The sequence below is a fragment of the Neobacillus drentensis NBRC 102427 genome (genome assembly GCF_001591445.1).
In the GTDB taxonomy this organism is placed as follows: domain Bacteria; phylum Bacillota; class Bacilli; order Bacillales; family Cytobacillaceae; genus Neobacillus; species Neobacillus drentensis.
In genome coordinates, this window is record NZ_BCUX01000066.1 from 1 (window position 1) to 21956 (window position 21956).

Here is a 21956-nt window from a genome sequence, read left to right on the forward strand (position 1 = left end):
GGCCATACGCCGTTAAACGGGCGCTTCCGCTTTTCATAAAAAAAAGCATGAACTATTCCTCTTCATGCTTCACCAGGATTTTCTTCATTTTCCTTGAAAATTCTCTCCTTGGAATGAGGACACTATGACCGCACCCCTCACATTTGATCCGAACATCCATCCCCATGCGGATCACTTTCCAACGATTTGTTCCACATGGATGCTGCTTCTTCATCTCGACAACATCATTTAAGGCAAATTCCTTTTCCTCCATCGCAAAATCTCCCCTTATTTAGGTTGTTCAGATCCATACATAACCACTCTTGGATTCGGAGCTTTGATTCCATTCTCGTCCAATTGAAGTTTTATATCCCTGCGAATATTCCGTGAAACAGCAGCTTGCTTCATTGGCTGTGTTTCTGCTACCACCCGTAAAACAACCTCAGTTGAACCCATTGTTTGAATCCCTAATAGCTCAGGGGCCTTAACCAACTCCTCATATTGAGCCGGCATAAACTTGATGGTTTCCTCAATTACCGTTTCCGCCCTAGCAATGTCTTCACCATAGGCGATGGCAATATCAACAACGGCGATACTATTATTAATGGAGAAGTTGGTAACTTCGATGATACTGCCATTGGGTAAAATATGCAGTTCACCGGTCCAGCTTTTAATTTTTGTGGTTCTTAACCCTATAGTTTCGACATTTCCTTCATATTGTCCTATGCGAACATGATCACCTACAGAAAATTGATCCTCAAAAATAATAAAAAAGCCAGAAATAACATCCTTCACTAAGCTTTGTGCCCCAAAACCAACGGCTAAACCAACAACCCCAGCCCCGGCAATCAGTGCTTTTACATCAATTCCTAACACAGAAAGAATCATCATAAAGGCAATAAAGTAAACCACGTAGGTAAGGACGCTATCAAGTAACTTTGAAAGTGTTTCTTCCCTCCTGTCTGATGTATTGAGTGGAGACAGGTTTCTAATTTTAAAAATATTATGGATCATTAATTTTCCAATGCGAATTAAGATATTTGTAATCACCAAAATTGCAATAATTTTTAAAAGGTTTTCACCAAGATTCAGCCACGTATCTTCATCTTGAAATTTAGCAAGTAATTTTTGCATTCCCTTTTGAGTGAGACTCATTCGGACACCATCCTCAGGTAACTTCATAATCAATCTCTATTTTAGCAATTATTTTGCACAGTTAATAGCATAATGAATTTTCCTTTTTCTCCCCGCTGTATGTATAGAAATACAGAAAATTCCGTATAATAGTAAGACTTATTACGGTTAGGGAGTGACTTAATGAATCTAAAGACCAGTTTTTTTGACAGGAGGGCTAAAACACGCATCAGCCACGATGATTTACATGCGGCTGAAAACCTTGCTGAGGAATTACTTTTGAATATTCCAAGCATGACAAGGCGCCCAATTGTCTTTGTTTGTATTGGTACGGACCGCTCCACAGGAGATTCATTAGGACCACTGGTTGGGACATTGCTAGAAGAAAAGGTCTTGAGGACATTTTCTGTGTACGGGACCTTAGATGATCCGATTCATGCCGTTAATCTTTCTGAAAAACTGAAGGAAATACAATCCATACATGACAACCCTTATATGATTGGCATTGATGCTTGTTTGGGCCGAATTAAAAACGTTGGCGTCATTCAATTAGGAAATGGACCTGTTAAACCAGGGGCAGGGGTGAATAAGGAGCTTCCTGCGGTCGGAGAGATTCATATCACCGGCATCGTCAATGTTAGTGGATTTATGGAATTTTTCGTGTTACAAAACACCCGTTTAAATCTTGTGATGAGAATGGCAAAAACAATTGCCAATGGCATCTATCAAGCAAGCCTGCTTTATCCTAAGCAGACACAAAACTGGACGGAGTTAAACTTAAATTGGCTCGAAGAAGAGAAAACGAATTAAAAGAGCAAACGGTACCCCGATTGCTCTTTTAATTACAGTTATTATAAATACTGCTGATAGCTATAAAGAATTGTTACGATCAGTCCGGTTACGACGATACCAGGCAGCAGGTTGGCGACTTTAATTTTCACCATCCCCGTTAAATTTAAACCAATTGCAAAAATCATAATTCCACCCGTTGCGGTCATTTCAACAATAAACTGGTCCATTAATGCTTGGGGGACAAACCGATCAATCTGCGTAGCGAACAATGCAATTAATCCTTCATAAAGGACAACTGGAATCGCTGAAAAAATAACACCAATTCCCAAAGTTGTCGTTAAGATTAACGCTGTAAAACCATCAATCAACGACTTAGTGTACAAGACTGCATGGTCACCGCGAATACCGCTATCCAGTGCTCCAATAATCGCCATTGCCCCAATCACAAAGATGAGCGTAGCCGTAACAAACCCTTCTGAAATGCTCCCTTTCCCATTGTTGGAGCCTACTTTCTGCTCGAGCCATAATCCTAAATCATTTAATTTATCCTCTAATTTTAGTGCCTCGCCGGCAACGGCACCGACAACTAAACTAATAATCACTATGAGGAAATTTTCACTTTTCAAGCCCATTTGTAAACCCAGCACCATGACGGACAGGCCGATCGCATACATGACCGTAATCTTCATTCCCTCAGGGATGCGGTTTAATAGTTTTCCTAAAAGCGTGCCAATAACAATTAATAGTCCATTTACAAGCGTCCCTAATAAAAACATCCTACTCCACCTTTTTTTCGACCTTCGAAATATATTTCTTCTAAACTATCATATATGTAAAAAAAAATAAACCATCTTGTGACGGTTTATAAGGATGAGTCTTCATGATGGAGCATTTCTAAAATCCGTTCCAAATCCTCTTGGGAAAAGAACTCTATTTCAATTTTCCCTTTATTTTTGTTCTGCTTAATGTTTACACTCGTACCAAACCGTTCTCGTAGGACATGTTCGCGTTCTTGGATAAACACATCTTTTTTCTTCTCCGGCTTTTTTGTTTCACGTGGAACATTTTCATTTAAGTGCTGAATCAATTTTTCTAACTGACGAACACTTAGTGCTTCCTTGATTACCTTTTCAACTACAGCAGGTATTTTTGCCTTTTCCCGGAGTCCTAACAAGGCACGGCCATGGCCCATTGAGACTTTTCCAGTGGAAATGAACTCTTGAATGTTTGGAGGGAGCGAAAGCAGACGAACATGATTGGCTATATGCGGCCTGCTTTTACCCAGTCGCTTCGCCACCTCTTCTTGTGTCAGCTTAAGTTTTTCCATTAGCATTTGATAAGCTAATCCCTCTTCAATCGGATTTAAATCTTCCCTTTGCAGGTTTTCAAGGACAGCCAATTCCATCATTTGCTGTTCAGAAAGCTCGCGGACGACAGCTGGGACGGTTTCAAGTTTTGCCTCTTTCGCTGCGCGGAAACGGCGCTCACCAACCACAATTTCAAAGCCGCGGATGCTTTTTCTAACCACAAGCGGCTGCAGGATTCCATGTTCGATAATAGACTCTTTTAATTCATCGATCGTCTCTTGTTGGAAGGTTTTCCGAGGCTGATAGGGATTGGGACGCAGTTCAGTCAGTTTGATTTCTTGAACAGACTCCTCATTTCCCTCTTCCGAAAAAAATGCATTTAGGCCTTTTCCTAAACCTTTAGCCATTTGAGACCACTTCCTTTGCTAAATCTAAATACACCTCTGCACCACGAGATTTTGAATCATACGTGATGATTGGTTCCCCATGGCTGGGTGCTTCACTTAGACGCACATTTCTTGGAATAATGGTTTTATATACTTTATCCTGAAAATATTTCTTCACTTCTTCAATCACTTGGATACCTAAATTCGTTCGTGCATCAAGCATCGTTAATAAAACGCCTTCAATTTTTAAATCCTGGTTCAAGTGCTTTTGCACAAGTCTTACCGTACTCAGCAATTGACTTAAGCCTTCCAATGCATAATATTCACATTGAACGGGAATTAAGACTGAATCAGAAGCCGTTAAGGCATTAAGGGTTAATAAGCCTAACGATGGCGGACAATCAATAATAATATAATCAAATTGATCTCGCACTTCTTCAAGTGCCCGTTTCAAACGCACTTCTCTTGAGATAGTCGGTACCAATTCAATTTCTGCCCCTGCCAGTTGAATAGTCGCCGGGATCACGTATAAATTTTCCACAGATGTCTGTTTAATTACAGCCTTTGCTTCTACATCATCTACTAGTACATCATATATGCATTGGTCAACTTCTGCCTTTTCAATACCAATCCCACTTGTTGCATTTCCCTGTGGGTCCGTGTCGACAAGCAGGACACGTTTTCCAATATATGCTAAGCAGGCACCTAGGTTGACAGAGGTAGTCGTTTTACCGACTCCGCCTTTTTGATTCGCGATTGCAAGAATTTTGCCCACGATGTCACCTACCCTTTTATTCTCTCAAAGTTTTATTCTGGTATTCTATTGAATTTTATTAAAATACTGTCGATTTGGCGAATCTAACCTGTGATTAAAAGGAAAAATTCCATTCCTTTATTTTAGCATGAAACAGATAGCTTGTAGGATTTTTTCTAAAAATATTCAAATCTTCAATAAGTTTGTAAGCAGGGGAATGGACACCATTTATACATACATTACCATTTATTTTCAAAAAAATAAGAACCAAACTTGTGATTTCGTCTGGTTCTAGCTTCTATTTGTCTATTTAACTTCTATTTTTTCTTTGGTATACGGATGGTAAATTGGTAGAATTCATCAAATTCTTCTTCTTCAGCATCAAGGTTAATCCCGCTGTCTGTTACCATGGTTAAGGATTGGCGGATCGTATTGACGGCGATCCTCATATCTTTACTGAAAGCCTTTCGTTTCGGCTTTGGCTTTTCATTTTTTTGTTGTAGCAGTTTGACAACACGTTCCTCTGTCTGCTTGACATTAAAATTCTTTTCTATAATTTCAGCTAACAGCACCACTTGTTTTTCCGGGTCCTTAAGAGGAATGAGTGCGCGTGCATGGCGCTCTGTAATAATTTTATTTAACAAGGCCTCTTGAATGGGCTGCGGTAATTTAAGAAGACGCAGCTTGTTGGCAACGGTTGACTGCCCTTTTCCAAGGCGTTGTGCTAACGCTTCTTGTGTTAGGTTATGCAATTCCAGCAGTTTCCCATACGCCATCGCTTCTTCAATCGGTGACAGCTCTTCCCGTTGTAAATTCTCAATTAAAGCAACAGAAGCCGTTTCAGTATCCGATAAATTTTTAATAATAGCTGGTGCTTCGGACCAGCCGAGCTTTTTCATCGCACGAAAACGGCGTTCCCCGGCAATAATTTCAAATTGGTCATCGGCAAATTCTCTAACAACAATCGGCTGAATAATACCATGTATGTGAATCGTACGTGCTAATTCTTCGATCTTCTCTTCATCAAAAACCGTTCGAGGCTGAAATCTGTTTGCAACAATATGATCAATAGGTATCTTTTTTATTTCCTCGTTTTTTTCTACAATTAGCTCTTTTTCAAGCACAACCTCTTGTTCTCCCTTATCGCCGAGGCCAAAAAAGCGTGTAAACGATTGCTTCATCCCCAACACCACCTTTACGAAACTCCCTATTACTTATTCTTTACATACAGACATTCTTCCTGCTAAGAATATCATGTTTGTTGAAAAATTGTTAGGTCTTCTAAATAGCTTTTCTTTCCGCTTTTCTATTCAATCGGTGTCTTTCCCGGTGTTCCGGGCTTGCGTGGATATTTCTTTGGCGTTTGCTTTTCCTTTTTTATGATTAAAATATTCCGCTCACTTTCTTCCATTGGCAGCGTAAAGGTTTGCATAGCTTCCAACCTTCCGCCAAGGGTCGTAATCGCCTTTTGCCCCACTTCTAATTCATCATTCGCATGGGCAGCCTTCATGGCAATAAAGTGCCCGCCTGCTTTAACCAATGGTAAACAAAGCTCAGAAAGCACAGACATTCTAGCCACGGCCCTTGCGGTAACCACATCAAAGCTTTCACGATAGAGCGGATTTACCCCAAAGGTTTCGGCGCGGTCATGAATAAAGTGGACATTTTCTAACTTCAATACCTTCGCAAGATGATTTAAAAATGAGATCCGCTTGTTTAAAGAATCAACAATTGTCACTTCGATATGAGGGAAGACAATTTTTAAAGGAATACTAGGGAACCCCGCCCCCGCCCCGACATCACATAAATGAAAGGGCCTTGTAAAATCAAAATAGAACGAGGCTGTAATTGAATCATAAAAATGCTTAAGATAGACTTCAGCTTTATCCGTAATCGCGGTTAAATTCATTTTTTCATTCCACTCAACCAAGGTCTCAAAATACAGCTCAAATTGTTCTACTTGATTCCGCGTTAGGGAAATTCCTTTTTCCCTTAGGTTTGCTTCAAATTGTTCGATGATCATTCAGTAATCTTCCTCACATATTTATTCATTTGAAACTCTTGCAATTTTGCCTTGTTCTAAATAAACAAGCAAAATCGACACATCGGCAGGATTCACCCCTGAAATCCGGGATGCCTGAGCAATCGATAACGGTTTAACAAGCTTAAGTTTTTGTCTGGCTTCGGTCGCAAGTCCTGAGACGAAATCATAATCAATGTTCTCAGGGATTTTCTTACCTTCCATTTTCTTTAAGCGGTCAACCTGTTGCAGGGACTTGCTAATATAGCCCTCATACTTTAATTGGATTTCCACCTGTTCCTTCACATCTTCATCAAGAGGAACCTCACTTGGGAATATCATTTCGAGCTGATGATAGGACATTTCCGGTCTTTTTAATAAATCAGCGGCACGGATTCCATCCTTTAATTCACTTCCGCCAATGCTCCGAATCATTTCTTGAACCTCAGGAGTTGGCTTCAGAAACGTTGACGCTAAACGCAGCTTTTCTACCTCAATTGCGTCTTTTTTCACCAAAAACTTTTCATACCGGTCGTCACGAATCAATCCAATCTGATGGCCGATGTCTGTTAATCGTAAATCAGCATTATCATGGCGTAATAGCAGGCGATATTCTGCTCTTGACGTTAGCAAGCGATAGGGCTCATTTGTTCCTTTGGTGATTAAATCATCAATTAACACGCCAATATACGCATCCGAACGGCTTAGCACTAACTGCTCACGGCTAAGTGCATTTAACCCTGCATTAATACCAGCCATGATTCCCTGGCCGGCTGCTTCCTCATAGCCGGACGTCCCATTAATTTGACCCGCTGTATAGAGACCTTTGACCACTTTGGTTTCTAGTGTTGGCCATAACTGTGTGGGTACAATCGCGTCATATTCAATTGCATATCCCGCTCTCATCATTTGCGCATTTTCGAGACCTGGAACTGTTCTAAGAATTTCCTGCTGGACATCTTCTGGTAAGCTCGTTGAAAGCCCCTGGACATAGACTTCCTTTGTGTGCCTTCCTTCAGGCTCAAGGAAAATCTGATGGCGCGGTTTATCATTAAAGCGGACGACTTTATCTTCAATCGACGGACAATACCGTGGGCCGGTTCCTTTAATCATGCCGGAAAACATCGGCGAACGATGAAGATTGGCGTCAATTAACCGATGGGTACGATCATTTGTATACGTCAACCAGCATGGCAGCTGGTCGGTAATATATTTCGTTGTTTCATATGAAAAGGACCTTGGAACTTCGTCACCGGGCTGGATTTCTGTTTTACTATAATCAATCGTATTACTATTTACACGTGGCGGTGTTCCTGTCTTAAAACGGACAAGTTCAAATCCAAGCTCCTCTAAATGCTCCGACAGCTTAATCGACGGCTGTTGATTATTGGGGCCACTTGAATATTTCAGTTCCCCAAGGATAACTTCACCGCGTAAGTAGGTGCCGGTAGTAATCACGACTGTTTTTGAGCGGTAGACCGCACCTGTCTTGGTGATAGCCCCTTTAACAACTCCATCCTCGACAATCAGTTCCTCTACCATGCCTTGGAGTAAGGTTAGATTCGGTTCTTCTTCGAGTGTTTTTTTCATTTCATGCTGGTAAGCAAATTTATCGGCTTGTGCTCTTAATGCACGTACAGCTGGTCCTTTCCCTGTATTCAGCATTCTCATTTGGATATAAGTTTTATCAATATTTTTACCCATTTCCCCGCCCAGGGCATCAATTTCACGAACGACAATCCCCTTAGCAGGTCCGCCAACGGATGGGTTACATGGCATAAAGGCCACCATATCAAGATTGATGGTAATCATTAATGTTTTTGCGCCAAGTCGAGCAGCAGCAAGGCCTGCCTCACAGCCGGCATGACCCGCTCCGACGACAATGACGTCAAAATTTCCAGCTTCGTATTGCATGTTGTCACTCCTCTTTCTATTTCCCTAAACAGAACTGTGAAAAAAGTTGATCGATCAGGCTTTCGTGGACACTTTCGCCAATGATTTCGCCAAGTAATTCCCACGTTCTTGTTAAATCGATTTGAACGATATCAATCGGAGTCCCCATTTCTACTCCATCGATCGCCTCTTCAATGGTAGTTAAGCTTTGGTGCAATAGCGCAATATGACGACTGTTTGACACATAGGTCATATCGCCGGCATCAATTGTCCCCGCAAAGAATAACGAGGCGATTGCTTCCTCTAATTCATCAACGCCTCGGTCCTCAAGTAAGGAGGTTGTGACAATCTTGTGCTCTTTTGCCAACTCACTCACTTGATCGAGGTCAATTTGCTGCTCCAAATCCGTTTTATTGATAATAACGATAACATCCATTCCTTTGACCACTTCAAACAGTTGCTCATCTTCCAGGCTTAACTTTTCTGCATAATTTAAAACAAGCAAAATTAAATCTGCATCCTGTAAAACTTGGCGGGAGCGCTCCACACCAATTCGTTCGACAATATCCTCTGTTTCTCGAATTCCAGCCGTGTCCAAAAGTCTTAGCGGCACACCGCGGACATTTACATATTCCTCAATAACATCCCGTGTAGTTCCAGGAATATCAGTCACAATTGCTTTATTTTCATGTACTAAACTATTTAAGAGTGAGGATTTCCCCACATTTGGGCGTCCCACAATTGCAGTGGACAGTCCTTCTCGTAAGATTTTCCCCTGTTCCGACGTCTGGAGAAGTTTTTTGATTTCTTCCCTAACAATATGAGCCTTTTCAGCTAACATCTTATGGGTCATTTCCTCGACATCGTCATATTCTGGATAATCAATATTCACTTCGACATGTGCAAGAACCTCTAAAATCTCCTGCCGTAGTCTTCGAATTAATTTCGACAGGCGCCCTTCCATTTGACCCAAGGCAACATTCATGGCACGGTCTGTTTTTGCCCGGATTAAATCCATTACTGCTTCTGCTTGCGATAAATCAATCCGTCCATTGAGAAATGCTCTTTTTGTAAACTCACCTGGCTCTGCAAGTCTCGCTCCATTTGTTAGCACCTGCTTGAGAACTCGATTTACAGACACAATCCCGCCATGGCAGTTGATTTCAACAACATCCTCTTTGGTAAAAGTCTTCGGCCCTCTCATGACCGATACCATTACCTCTTCGACGACTTGCCCGGACTTCGGATCTAGCAAGTGTCCATAATGAATCGTGTGAGTTGCTGCTTCAGACAGCTTCTTTCCACCAATACTTCTAAATAGCTTGTCTGCTATTAGGATTGCTTCATCTCCGCTCAACCGAACAATCGCAATCGCGCCTTCCCCCATCGGAGTCGATATTGCCGCAATTGTATCAACTTCCATTTTCTTCACCTCTCATTTAAAAAATCAGTCCATCTATATAAAAAGTAATTTTTTCTCCAAAACAATAGAATACCACATTCATACCTGTGGAAAAAGTAAACCCTCTTCACAATAATTAATCCACAATTCACTTCTATCCCATTATTATTCTAACTTATCCACATGTGAATAACAATAAAACGAAAAATGATAAATAATTGATGTTATCAACAGGTTTATTTTTTATGAACCCATAAAAAAAAGACATCCTATCTTTAATAGGATGCCTCTGTGATTTAGTTGTAAGTTTTATAAATTTATCTTCTAGGTGCAGGAGAAATCACAATAAAGCGATGTGGTTCCGATCCATCAGAAAATGTTTTGACACGTCTGTTATCAGATAAAGCAGCATGAATAACTTTTCGCTCATAGGAAGGCATGGGTTCTAATGTTACATCTTTTCCCGACTTAACTGCCTTTTGGGCAAGACGATGCGCTAATTGAATCAGCGTTTCATTTCTTCTTTTTCGGTAATCCTCCGCGTCCAGAATCACGGTTAAATACTGATTCGAAAAACGGTTAAGCACTAATTGCGTCAAATATTGAAGCGAATTTAAGGTTTGACCCCTTTTTCCAATCAATAATGCAATCTTTTCGCCTGTCATAATTAAATGAACATGTTTACCGTCTCGTTTGATTTCTATTTCTGCCGGCGCACCCATTTGTTCACTTACCTGAGTCAGAAATTTCTTTGCCTCTTCGATCGGGTCAATAATGACGGTCACTTTGACAACAGCCGGCCGCGTTCCGAAAATACCGAAAAGTCCTTTTTTACCTTCATCAATAATATCTATATCTGTGCGGTCTTTGCTGATTTGTAATTGAGCTAAAGCTGATTTTACTGCTTCTTCGACAGTTTGTCCTGTAGCAGTTACCTGTTTCACTTTTTTGCTCCTCCCGCATTACCGGATGCTTTTGCCGCTTTTAAATCCGGTCCTTTAATAAAATAGGTTTGCACAATCATAAAAATATTTCCGACTACCCAGTACAACGAAAGTGCAGCTGGGAAACTAAAGGCAAATACCACAATCATGATCGGCATCATCCAAAGCATCATCGCCATTTGCGGATTCTGATCTTGTCCGGCCATCATAATTTTTTGTTGAATAAACGTGGTAATCCCCGCCACAATCGGCAAAATATAGTAAGGATCTTTATCACCCAGGTCAAACCAGAGGAAATTATCTGAAGCAATTTCCCTTGTTCGCGAGATGGCATGGTAAAAACCAATTAAAATGGGCATTTGTACAATTAAAGGAAAACAGCCAGCCATTGGATTTACTCCATGCTTTGAAAACAGTGCCATCGTTTCCTGTTGTAGCTTCTGCTGTGTTTTTTGATCTTTAGAACTATATTTCTTTTTCAACTCGGCCATTTCCGGCTGCAATGCCTGCATCGCCTTTGAACTTCTTGTCTGCTTGATCATTAGCGGCAAAATAGCAAGGCGGATCACGATTGTTACGACAATAATCGATAACCCAAAGCTGCCTCCGAGAATGTGCGCCCCTTCTTTAATTAACCATGATAAAGGATAGACAATGTATTCATTCCAAAACCCTGAACTCTCCGATGTAATTGGCTTCTTAATTTCACTGCATCCTGTCAGGAACATAAATACAGAAAGTAAACCAATTCCTAGTAATATTCTTTTTTTCAACCAAGTTTTCCTCCTTACATAAAGATACCGAGCAAATTTCCACCTAACTTATGTACTATTTATTTTGGAAGATTTCAAAGGTATTTTATCATTTAAGCAAAGGAATTGTCTTTAATAAATGCAAATTTCAGGCAAATTCCTTTGCAATTTATGTCTTAAAGTTACTTTTTCAAAACCTTCCCCACCTTAAGCACATGGGTTAAACTTTTCTTCACCTCGAAGAAATCCATTTCAGCAGCAGGTTTCCTCGCTATAATCACGTAATCATTCCCTGATGCTAACTGTTCGTTCAGTTCAAAAATGGATTGTCTTACATACCTTTTGATTCTGTTCCTTGTCACCGCATTTCCTATCTTCTTACTGACTGATAGGCCAATACGAAAATAGTCTTGTCCCTCTTTTGGTAAAGAGTAGACGACAAATTGCCTATTCGCAAATGATTGGCCCTTTTGAAATGCTGTTTGGAATTCCTTATTTTTTTTAATACGCAGCTCTTTTTTCATAAAAAACACCTTCAGTCGGATTAGAAAAAAGACCACTGACTGTGCAGTGGTCTATGCTGATAATACTTTTCTTCCCTTAAGACGACGACGAGCTAAAACCTTGCGGCCATTAGCTGAGCTCATACGACTACGGAAGCCATGAACTTTACTGTGTTTACGGCTATTTGGTTGATATGTTCTTTTCATTATATGACACCTCCCTGAGGAATAGCTATCAAAGTTTAAATGACAGTCTTACTTATTATAAAGACGTCACCATAAAATTGTCAACTACTCTTCGCTATTGTTTCCATTTCCAAATTTTATTGAACATGAAATTGCTAATTTCCAGTAATTCTATAACTAAGATGAAATGATCATAAACATGAAACCGGGCAGATAAGAAAGTTAACTTCTGAACTTCAATAATTGTCTGGCTCCAGCGCCCAGCCTCCACTTTTCTGTTCTGTGGATAAAGTTTCGACATCTTTTTCACTCTTCACACAAGATATTGACAGGTTTTGCACAATTCATCTACTTGTGGACAATTACTATGCACATATTGTTACAGTTGTGGATAAACTACGAAAAGGCATTGCGCATCAAGCGATTATTTGATATTATATTTGTGTTTTCACTCTTAATAACTTTATCCACAAGAATACGTTATCCACAAATTGTGGATATCATGTGGATAGTTTATTCAGGGGTACTGTAGAAGGTTGTCCACAAGAGGTGGATATTGTCGAAACTCCATTTTACTTCCTTATTATATATTATCCACATTCACCATTTCGTATATTTATAAATTAATAGGTTGTACTGCTGGTATAATTGCGAAAAGCGTATTATTTTATAAAAAAATCTAAACTAAAGGAGGGATGTTTTTTGGAAAATATTGCGGATCTTTGGAATGCTGCATTAGCCAATATAGAGAAAAAAATTAGCAAACCTAGCTTTGACACCTGGCTTAAGTCGACAAAGGCCCATTCCCTTCAAGGTGATTTGCTTGTCATAACTGCTCCCAATGAGTTTGCTCGGGATTGGCTGGAAGAGCGTTATTCGCAGCTAATCGCCGGGATTCTCTATGAAATCACCGGAGAAGAGCTTTCTGTTAAGTTCATAATTCCGCAAAATCAAAGTGAGTCAGAAAATGATGTACAATTACCTCCCAAAAAGGTTAAAAAGGACGACGACCATGGGGAATTTCCCCAAGGTATCTTAAATCAAAAATACACATTTGACACATTTGTTATTGGCTCAGGCAACCGCTTTGCCCACGCTGCATCACTCGCAGTAGCCGAAGCCCCGGCCAAGGCATACAATCCTCTCTTTATCTATGGAGGAGTTGGCTTAGGAAAAACGCATTTAATGCATGCAATTGGTCATTATGTCTTAGACCATAACCCTGCTGCTAAAGTCGTTTATTTATCATCTGAAAAATTTACAAATGAATTTATTAACTCGATTCGTGACAATAAAGCGGAGAGTTTCCGCAATAAATATCGAAATGTCGATATTTTACTAATAGATGATATTCAATTTTTAGCCGGAAAAGAATCAACGCAAGAAGAATTTTTTCATACATTTAATGCGCTCCATGAGGAAAGTAAACAAATTATTATCTCAAGCGACCGGCCGCCCAGGGAAATTCCTACATTGGAGGATCGGCTCAGGTCCCGTTTTGAATGGGGATTGATCACAGATATTACACCGCCTGATTTGGAAACGAGAATTGCGATTCTTCGTAAAAAGGCGCGAGCAGAAGGCTTAGATATACCAAACGAGGTCATGCTTTATATTGCCAACCAAATCGATACAAACATCAGGGAGCTAGAAGGCGCACTCATCAGGGTTGTTGCCTATTCATCCTTAATCAATAAAGATATTAATGCGAATTTAGCAGCAGAGGCATTAAAGGATATTATTCCGAGTTCCAAACCTAAAGTGATTACGATTCTGGATATTCAAAAGACAGTTGGGGAACTCTTTAGTATAAAACTCGAGGATTTTAAGGCAAAAAAGCGGACCAAGTCGCTTGCCTTCCCTAGACAAATTGCCATGTATTTATCACGGGAATTAACCGATTATTCCTTGCCCAAAATCGGCGAAGAATTTGGCGGCCGTGATCATACGACTGTTATTCATGCACATGAAAAAATCTCTAAACTTCTTCAAACAGATGCCCAGCTGCAACGGCAAATGAAAGAATTGCATGAACTATTAAAGGTTTAATAAAATTTGGGCTCAAATTCTTTAACAAATATGTGAATAACTTCTCTGTATTTACACACAGTCTGTCCACAGGTGGATAGGCTGTGTTTCCGTTGAAATAATCACTTATCCACATATCTACAGGCCCTACTAGTACTTCTACTATTTTTTTTAAAAAAATATATTACTAATTGCTATAAAAAATTTGCTTAAAACGGAGGCTTACAGGCGATGAAATTTATCATCCAAAGAGATCGGTTAGTCCAGAGTGTTCAAGATGTTATGAAAGCTGTTACGTCAAGAACAACAATCCCAATATTAACCGGGATTAAAATTACAGCTACAACCGAAGGTGTTACCTTAACGGGAAGTGATTCTGATATTTCAATTCAGTCCTTTATTCCAAAAGAGGAAACAGGTGATGAAATTATTGAAGTGAAGCAAGCTGGAGCCATCGTTCTCCAGGCAAAAGTCTTTAGTGAAATTGTCAAAAAGCTGCCAACCGATACGGTTGAAATTGAAGTATTAGGTTCGCTTCAAACGGTCATACGTTCTGGTAAATCTGAATTTAACTTAATTGGTCTGGATGCAGAAGAATATCCGCACCTACCGCAAATAGAAGAAAATAATAAATTCCAGATTGCCACAGATCTTTTAAAGGCGATGATAAGACAAACCCATTTCGCAGTGTCCACCTCAGAAACACGTCCCATCTTGACAGGTGTAAACTGGAAGGTGGAAAACGGAGAGTTAAACTGTATTGCAACAGATAGCCATCGACTCGCCCTTCGAAAGTCAAAGGTCGAAATAGCGAACAACGAGGGTTATAATGTCGTCATTCCAGGAAAAAGCCTAAATGAATTGAGTAAAATTATTGATGACAGTCACGACTTAATTGATATTGTAATTACAGAAAATCAAATTTTATTTAAAGCCAAGCACTTATTATTTTTCTCAAGATTGTTAGAAGGTAATTATCCGGATACTTCTCGTTTAATTCCGAATGAGAGTAAAACGGATGTCACCGTAAATACAAAGGAATTTTTACACGCAATTGACCGGGCCTCTTTATTAGCAAGAGAAGGAAGAAATAATGTTGTCAAACTTTCGACAATTGAAGGTGGTATCATAGAAATTTCTTCAAATACTCCCGAAGTTGGTAAGGTAGTTGAAGAGATTCAAAGTGAGACAATCGATGGGGAAGATTTAAAGATTTCTTTTAGCGCTAAATATATGATGGATGCTTTAAAGGCCCTTGAAGGGACAGATATCAGGGTGAGTTTTACAGGAGCCATGCGACCTTTTGTTATCCGTCCGCTTCATGATGAAACGATTTTGCAATTAATTTTACCGGTACGAACATACTAAATTTATGAAACGTAATTCACTTGCCACCAAAAAGGTGGCTTTCTTTTAGTTTTCTTTGTATCTCGGTGATTTTTTTAGTAAAATAAAGTATTGAGACCATTTTAGGAATGAGGGTGACGATTTGCCTGAAAAAATTAACATAGACACTGAATTTATTACACTGGGCCAATTTCTTAAATTGGCTGAAGTAATTCAATCAGGAGGCATGGCAAAATGGTTTTTGAGTGAACATGACATATTTATCAATGGCGAACAGGATCAAAGAAGAGGAAGAAAGCTTCGCTCAGGTGATAAAATCCAAATTGCCGGTTTTGGGGAGTTTGTGATTACCGAGTAATTACATGTAATTATCGAGCAGCAAGCAAAAGGATGTCGTTTGCATGTATATTGAAAAACTAGCGCTAACAAATTATCGAAATTATGAAGAACTGTTCGTAGAATTTGAAAATAAAGTAAATGTCATCCTGGGCGAAAATGCCCAAGGTAAAACAAACGTGATGGAATCGATTTATGTTTTAGCTATGGCGAAGTCACACCGGACCTCCAATGATAAAGAACTTATTCGCTGGGACCAAGAGTATGCTAAAATAGAGGGTAGGGTTCAAAAGCAGCATAGCTCATTACCGCTGCAATTATTAATTTCTAAAAAAGGCAAAAAAGCAAAATGCAATCATATTGAGCAGCAAAGGCTGAGTCAATATGTCGGTAATATGAATGTGGTTATGTTTGCCCCCGAGGACCTTAATTTAGTAAAAGGAAGTCCGCAAGTCCGTAGACGATTTATTGATATGGAAATTGGACAGGTATCGCCCATTTATTTACATGATATGAGTCAATATCAAAAAATACTTCAGCAGCGGAATCATTTTTTGAAAATGATGCAGATAAAAAAACAGACAGATCAAACCATGCTGGAGATCTTGACGGAACAATTCATCGGGATGGCTGTGAAAATTGTGACGAAAAGGTTCGAATTCCTGCGGTTACTTCAGAGTTGGGCAAAACCAATTCACCAAGGGATTTCCAGAGGACTGGAATCGCTCGAAATTACCTATAAACCGTCGGTAGAGGTATTAGAAGAGCTAGATTTGTCGAAGATGATAGCATGCTTTGAAGAAAAATTCAGTAAGGTTAGAACAAGGGAAATCGAGCGAGGCACTACATTGTTCGGCCCCCATCGTGATGATCTCACTTTTTTTGTAAATGGAAGAGATGTTCAAACATTTGGATCGCAAGGTCAGCAGCGAACGACTGCATTATCCGTTAAACTTGCGGAAATTGAATTAATTCATGCGGAAATTGGTGAATACCCTATTTTACTGCTTGACGATGTTTTATCTGAATTAGATGATTACCGGCAGTCTCACTTACTTAATACCATCCAAGGGAAAGTACAAACCTTTGTGACAACCACAAGTGTCGAAGGAATTGACCACCAGACATTAAAGGAAGCCTCAACGTTCGTCGTTGAAACAGGGAGAATCAAGAAAGTTAATTGAGGTGAACCATGTATATTCATATCGGGGAAGATATCAATATTCGGGCAAGAGATATTATTTCTATCTTGGATAAAGAGAGTGCAAACAGCTCGCCGCTAGTTGAGGAATTCATCAGTCATCGTAAGGATAAAGTAGTTAATCTATCCAAAAGCCCCTTTAAATCAATCATTATTACTTTTGATAATGTTTACTTATCCCCGATTTCTTCCGGAACTTTAAAGAAACGTTCAAATCAGATGAATATACATGAATTTTGATGTTAGTAAATGTTTTATACCAATTATAGATATATTTTTGTCAGAAGGTGCAGGTGAACAAGCATGACTTTGGAACAAAAGGCAGTGGAAGAAGCATATGGTGCGGATCAGATACAGGTTCTTGAAGGACTTGAAGCTGTTCGAAAAAGACCCGGTATGTATATTGGTTCAACAAGCGGTAAAGGACTTCATCATCTTGTTTGGGAAATAGTTGATAATAGTATTGATGAGGCACTGGCAGGTTACTGTGATGAAATCAATGTCATAATTGAAGAAGATAATAGTATCACGGTAAAGGATAATGGCCGTGGAATCCCGGTTGGAATTCAAGAGAAAATGGGTCGTCCGGCAGTAGAAGTCATTATGACGGTTCTTCACGCCGGCGGTAAATTTGGCGGCGGAGGCTATAAGGTATCAGGTGGATTACATGGTGTAGGTGCATCAGTAGTTAATGCCCTTTCCACCGAACTTGAAGTATATGTCCACAGAGATGGTCAGATCTACTCGATCAAATTTGAACGAGGTGCGGTGGTTCAGGAGTTAGAAGTAATTGGAACTACTGATATCACAGGGACAGTTACCCATTTTAAACCAGATAGCGAGATCTTTACGGAAACATTGGACTATGAATATGACATTCTTGCTACTCGCCTTCGTGAACTTGCCTTCTTAAACAGAGGAATAAAAATTACGATTGATGATAAGCGTGTTGAAAATAAACGCAATGAATACTACTATGAGGGCGGAATTAAATCGTATGTTGAACATTTAAACCGTACCAAAGAAGTGATTCATGAAGAGCCTATTTTCATGGAGGGAGAGCGTGACGGCATTAGTGTTGAAGTTGCACTCCAATATAACGAGGGTTATACAGAAAATATTTACTCTTTTGCAAATAATATTCATACCTATGAAGGTGGTACCCATGAATCCGGCTTCAAATCAGCCTTAACAAGGGTTATCAATGATTACGCTCGGAAAAATGGCCTAATTAAAGAAAATGAAACGAATCTTTCCGGTGAAGATGTTCGTGAAGGGATCACGGCGATTGTCTCAATTAAACACCCAGATCCACAATTTGAAGGACAAACAAAGACCAAGCTTGGGAATTCTGAAGTAAGAACAATCACTGATACTGTTTTTGCCAGTACATTTGATAAGTTCTTAATGGAAAATCCATCAGTTGCCAGGAAAATTGTCGATAAAGGCTTAATGGCTGCTCGTGCAAGGCTTGCTGCAAAGAAGGCGAGGGAATTGACCCGCCGGAAAAGTGCATTAGAAATTTCTGCTTTACCTGGGAAACTAGCTGACTGTTCTTCCAAGGATCCAGCTGAAAGTGAAATGTATATTGTTGAGGGTGATTCTGCCGGTGGATCAGCGAAGCAAGGACGTGATCGCCATTTCCAAGCGATTCTGCCGCTTCGGGGAAAAATCCTCAATGTAGAAAAAGCCCGTCTGGATAGGATCCTTTCCAACAATGAAGTTAGATCGATGATTACAGCGATTGGAACAGGAATCGGTGAAGATTTTGATATTTCAAAAGCGCGTTATCATAAAATTGTTATTATGACCGATGCTGATGTTGATGGTGCCCATATTCGAACACTCCTGTTAACGTTTTTCTATCGGTTTATGAGAAAGATTTTAGAAGCTGGTTATATTTATATTGCTCAGCCGCCGCTTTATAAAGTCCAGCAGGGTAAACGTATTGAGTATGCCTATAATGAAAAAGAGCTTGAACGGATATTTGCGATGCTACCAGCCACACCAAAACCTAATATCCAACGCTATAAAGGTTTAGGTGAGATGAATCCTGAACAATTATGGGATACAACAATGGATCCTGAGAAAAGAAGTATGTTGCAGGTTAGTCTTGATGATGCGATTGAAGCGGACGAAACCTTTGATATGTTAATGGGTGAGAAGGTAGAACCACGTCGTAACTTCATCGAAGCAAATGCACAATACGTTAAGAATTTAGATATATAAGTGGCGGAGGGAGGTATTTAATATGGCTGAAACACCTAATTCTCAAGTAACAGAGATTAATATAAGTCAGGAAATGAAATCTTCATTTCTGGACTATGCGATGAGTGTTATCGTTTCTCGTGCCCTTCCAGATGTTCGGGATGGGTTGAAACCAGTTCATCGCCGTATTTTATATGCTATGCATGATCTTGGAATGCATTCAGATAAACCATATAAAAAATCAGCTCGTATCGTTGGGGATGTAATCGGTAAGTATCACCCGCATGGTGACTCTGCAGTGTATGAAACGATGGTTCGGATGGCACAGGATTTCAACTATCGCTATATGCTTGTAGATGGACATGGGAATTTCGGTTCTGTCGATGGAGACGCGGCTGCAGCAATGCGTTATACAGAGTCGAGAATGTCGAAAATCTCGATGGAATTATTAAGGGATATTAACAAAGACACAATTGATTATCAAGACAACTATGATGGGGAAGAAAGAGAGCCGGTTGTTTTACCAGCAAGATTCCCTAACCTATTAGTTAACGGGACAAGTGGGATTGCAGTTGGTATGGCGACTAATATCCCTCCGCACCAGCTTGGTGAAGTCATTGATGCGGTTTTAGCGATTAGTCATGACCCTGAAATTTCGATACCGGAGCTGATGGAAATTATTCCTGGTCCTGATTTCCCAACAGGTGGGATTATTTTGGGCAGGAGCGGTATTCGCAAGGCGTATGAAACCGGCAGAGGCTCGATAACCATTCGTGCAAAGGTAGCCATTGAACAAAAAGCCAATGGTAAAGAAGTTATCATTGTTAATGAGTTACCCTACCAAGTAAATAAAGCACGCTTAGTTGAGAAAATCGCTGAATTAGCTCGTGATAAGAAAATTGAAGGTATTACAGACCTTAGAGATGAATCCGACCGTAAAGGAATGCGGGTTGTGATTGAGGTTCGTAAAGATGCGAATGCCAGCGTCATTTTAAATAATTTATATAAACATACAGCTCTTCAAACCAGCTTTGGAATTAACACATTAGCCTTAGTTAATGGACATCCAAAGGTGTTAACTCTTAAGCAATGCTTAGTACATTACTTAGATCACCAAGTGGTCGTCATTCGCAGAAGAACAGCGTTTGAATTACGCAAAGCGGAAGCGCGTGCCCACATCTTAGAAGGTTTAAGAATTGCATTAGACAATTTAGATGCAGTTATTACCCTTATTCGAAATTCACAAACAACGGATATTGCCCGCGCAGGCTTAATGACTGAGTTTAACTTGTCTGAAAAACAAGCTCAGGCTATCCTAGATATGCGTTTGCAGCGTTTAACTGGTTTAGAACGAGAAAAGATTGAAGAAGAATTTCAAAGCCTTATGGTGTTAATTGCCGAATTAAAGGCTATTTTAGCCGATGAGGAAAAGGTATTTGAAATTATCCGTGAAGAATTGACTGAAATTAAAGAGCGTTTCAATGATAAGCGCCGGACAGAGATTGTAACTGGCGGTATTGAAAATATCGAGGATGAAGATTTAATCCCTCGTGAGAATATTGTCATTTCCTTGACTCATAACGGGTATGTTAAACGCCTCCCAGTTTCCACCTATCGTGCCCAAAGACGGGGCGGACGGGGAATCCAAGGAATGGGTACAAACGAAGATGATTTTGTTGAACACTTAATCACCACTTCAACACATGATACGATCCTTTTCTTTACAAATAAAGGAAAAGTATATCGTTCAAAAGGCTATGAAATACCAGAATTCAGTCGTACAGCTAAAGGAATTCCAATTATAAATCTTCTTAATGTGGACAAAGGTGAATGGGTCAATGCAATTATTCCAGTAGAGGAATTTGTGGATGATTGGTCTTTATTCTTTACCACTAAAGAAGGAATATCCAAACGATCTCCATTAACTTCATTTGCGCATATTCGTAATAACGGCTTAATTGCCTTGAGTTTGCGTGAAGGCGATGAACTTATCTCTGTTCGCTTAACCGATGGTACAAAACATATGATTATCGGTACGAAGAAAGGGATGCTGATTCGTTTCCCTGAAACAGATGTTCGCTCAATGGGACGAACAGCTACAGGTGTGAAAGGTATTACGCTGGATAGTGGCGATGAAGTGGTTGGAATGGAAGTATTAGAGGAATCCAATGATGTTCTTATTGTCACGAAAAATGGTTACGGTAAACGAACAGCCGCGGGAGAATACCGGATCCAAGGCCGTGGCGGTAAGGGAATAAAAACCTGCCACGTTACTGAAAAAAATGGTGAACTTGTTTCGATGCGGGCAGTAACAGGTGAAGAGGATCTGATGCTAATCACCACAGGTGGTGTCCTCATCCGTATGGATGTGGGCAGTATTTCAAAAATGGGACGGAATACTCAAGGCGTGAAATTGATTAATATGAAGGAAAGTGAAGATGAGTTTGTCGCCACTGTGGCAAAGGTTGAGAAAGAGGAAGATGAAGAAGAAGTAGATGAAGCAGCAGAAGTCCTTGAAAACGGTCAAAACGAAGCTGAAGAGGTTTCTTCTGAAGAGGTCTCTCCTAAAGATGTTGAAACCAATGAGGATATAGAATAAGTAATGAGGAGGGAGCACATGATAAATGTGTTCCTTTTCTTATATTGGTGGCCATTTAGAAAGGAATGAAATAGTCAGAAAGAGTTATTATAAAGTTCGTAGTAAAAAAGATAGAAAAACAATTGACTTTAAATATCACAGGTGGTATATTAATTAAGTCGCTTACGGGCGATGAAGAAATTGTC

The 21956-nt window shown here is 39.9% G+C and carries 22 protein-coding genes; 8 read left to right on the top strand and 14 right to left on the bottom strand.

Annotated elements, in window-relative coordinates:
- Nucleotides 1-52: 52 nt before the first annotated feature.
- Nucleotides 53-253, bottom strand: coding sequence for a DUF951 domain-containing protein (locus tag BDR01S_RS21815; protein WP_066249111.1), 201 nt, complete (start codon nt 251-253; stop codon nt 53-55).
- A 14-nt stretch (nt 254-267) separates the two neighbouring features.
- Nucleotides 268-1134, bottom strand: coding sequence for a mechanosensitive ion channel family protein (locus BDR01S_RS21820; protein ID WP_066259535.1), 867 nt, complete (start codon nt 1132-1134; stop codon nt 268-270).
- 162 nt (nt 1135-1296) lie between these two features.
- Here BDR01S_RS21820 and yyaC point away from each other — a divergent pair, with 162 nt between their 5' ends.
- Entirely contained in the window at nt 1297-1923 is a 627-nt protein-coding gene (gene yyaC / locus BDR01S_RS21825; RefSeq protein ID WP_066249115.1) for a spore protease YyaC, read from the top strand.
- Nucleotides 1924-1964: 41 nt separating this feature from the next.
- Here yyaC and BDR01S_RS21830 read toward each other — a convergent pair whose 3' ends face one another.
- From BDR01S_RS21830 to BDR01S_RS21885, 12 genes are all read right to left on the bottom strand, one after another.
- A complete protein-coding gene (locus BDR01S_RS21830; RefSeq protein ID WP_066249118.1) occupies nt 1965-2681 on the bottom strand; it encodes a DUF554 domain-containing protein in 717 nt (238 codons plus the stop codon).
- Between the two features lie 86 nt (nt 2682-2767).
- Nucleotides 2768-3619, bottom strand: a complete 852-nt coding sequence (locus BDR01S_RS21835) for a ParB/RepB/Spo0J family partition protein (RefSeq protein WP_066249120.1) — start codon at nt 3617-3619, stop codon at nt 2768-2770.
- A complete protein-coding gene (locus BDR01S_RS21840) occupies nt 3612-4373 on the bottom strand; it encodes a ParA family protein (RefSeq protein ID WP_066249122.1) in 762 nt (253 codons plus the stop codon). Before BDR01S_RS21840 ends, BDR01S_RS21835 begins: the two co-directional genes overlap by 8 nt.
- 296 nt (nt 4374-4669) lie before the next feature.
- Nucleotides 4670-5533, bottom strand: coding sequence for a nucleoid occlusion protein (gene noc, locus BDR01S_RS21845; RefSeq protein ID WP_066249126.1), 864 nt, complete (start codon nt 5531-5533; stop codon nt 4670-4672).
- A 125-nt stretch (nt 5534-5658) separates the two neighbouring features.
- The gene (rsmG, locus tag BDR01S_RS21850; RefSeq protein WP_066249130.1) at nt 5659-6375 is read right to left on the bottom strand and encodes a 16S rRNA (guanine(527)-N(7))-methyltransferase RsmG; all 717 of its coding nucleotides are present in this window, start codon (nt 6373-6375) and stop codon (nt 5659-5661) included.
- 21 nt (nt 6376-6396) lie between these two features.
- The gene (gene mnmG / locus BDR01S_RS21855) at nt 6397-8286 is read right to left on the bottom strand and encodes a tRNA uridine-5-carboxymethylaminomethyl(34) synthesis enzyme MnmG (RefSeq protein ID WP_066249133.1); all 1890 of its coding nucleotides are present in this window, start codon (nt 8284-8286) and stop codon (nt 6397-6399) included.
- Nucleotides 8287-8302: 16 nt separating this feature from the next.
- Nucleotides 8303-9688 carry a tRNA uridine-5-carboxymethylaminomethyl(34) synthesis GTPase MnmE gene (gene mnmE, locus BDR01S_RS21860; RefSeq protein WP_066249135.1) on the bottom strand — a complete coding sequence of 462 codons (1386 nt, stop codon included), beginning with the start codon at nt 9686-9688 and terminating at the stop codon, nt 8303-8305.
- Nucleotides 9689-9984: 296 nt separating this feature from the next.
- A complete protein-coding gene (gene jag, locus BDR01S_RS21865) occupies nt 9985-10611 on the bottom strand; it encodes an RNA-binding cell elongation regulator Jag/EloR (RefSeq protein WP_066249137.1) in 627 nt (208 codons plus the stop codon).
- Complete coding sequence (spoIIIJ, locus tag BDR01S_RS21870) at nt 10608-11384, bottom strand: YidC family membrane integrase SpoIIIJ (RefSeq protein ID WP_066249143.1); 777 nt, start codon at nt 11382-11384, stop codon at nt 10608-10610. Before spoIIIJ ends, jag begins: the two co-directional genes overlap by 4 nt.
- A gap of 161 nt (nt 11385-11545) precedes the next feature.
- Entirely contained in the window at nt 11546-11887 is a 342-nt protein-coding gene (rnpA, locus tag BDR01S_RS21875) for a ribonuclease P protein component (RefSeq protein WP_066249145.1), read from the bottom strand.
- A gap of 51 nt (nt 11888-11938) precedes the next feature.
- Nucleotides 11939-12073 carry a 50S ribosomal protein L34 gene (gene rpmH / locus BDR01S_RS21880; RefSeq protein ID WP_035446353.1) on the bottom strand — a complete coding sequence of 45 codons (135 nt, stop codon included), beginning with the start codon at nt 12071-12073 and terminating at the stop codon, nt 11939-11941.
- Nucleotides 12074-12167: 94 nt separating this feature from the next.
- Complete coding sequence (locus BDR01S_RS21885; protein ID WP_066249148.1) at nt 12168-12353, bottom strand: hypothetical protein; 186 nt, start codon at nt 12351-12353, stop codon at nt 12168-12170.
- Nucleotides 12354-12754: 401 nt separating this feature from the next.
- On the opposite strand from BDR01S_RS21885, the gene dnaA reads away from it, so the two are divergent.
- The 7 genes from dnaA to gyrA all read left to right on the top strand — a co-directional run bounded on the left by dnaA (nt 12755) and on the right by gyrA (nt 21771).
- Nucleotides 12755-14101 (top strand): chromosomal replication initiator protein DnaA, encoded by a 1347-nt coding sequence (gene dnaA, locus BDR01S_RS21890; protein WP_066249150.1) that lies wholly within the window; start codon nt 12755-12757, stop codon nt 14099-14101.
- A 210-nt stretch (nt 14102-14311) separates the two neighbouring features.
- The gene (gene dnaN / locus BDR01S_RS21895; protein ID WP_066249152.1) at nt 14312-15448 is read left to right on the top strand and encodes a DNA polymerase III subunit beta; all 1137 of its coding nucleotides are present in this window, start codon (nt 14312-14314) and stop codon (nt 15446-15448) included.
- Between the two features lie 121 nt (nt 15449-15569).
- Nucleotides 15570-15785: a S4 domain-containing protein YaaA gene (gene yaaA, locus BDR01S_RS21900; RefSeq protein ID WP_066249155.1), complete on the top strand. Its 216-nt coding sequence runs from the start codon at nt 15570-15572 to the stop codon at nt 15783-15785.
- Between the two features lie 43 nt (nt 15786-15828).
- Nucleotides 15829-16947, top strand: a complete 1119-nt coding sequence (recF, locus tag BDR01S_RS21905; RefSeq protein WP_066249158.1) for a DNA replication/repair protein RecF — start codon at nt 15829-15831, stop codon at nt 16945-16947.
- 8 nt (nt 16948-16955) lie between these two features.
- A complete protein-coding gene (gene remB / locus BDR01S_RS21910; RefSeq protein WP_066249161.1) occupies nt 16956-17204 on the top strand; it encodes an extracellular matrix regulator RemB in 249 nt (82 codons plus the stop codon).
- 63 nt (nt 17205-17267) lie between these two features.
- Nucleotides 17268-19193, top strand: coding sequence for a DNA topoisomerase (ATP-hydrolyzing) subunit B (gyrB, locus tag BDR01S_RS21915; protein WP_418303021.1), 1926 nt, complete (start codon nt 17268-17270; stop codon nt 19191-19193).
- Nucleotides 19194-19215: 22 nt separating this feature from the next.
- Nucleotides 19216-21771: a DNA gyrase subunit A gene (gene gyrA, locus BDR01S_RS21920; RefSeq protein WP_066249164.1), complete on the top strand. Its 2556-nt coding sequence runs from the start codon at nt 19216-19218 to the stop codon at nt 21769-21771.
- Nucleotides 21772-21956 lie beyond the last annotated feature (185 nt).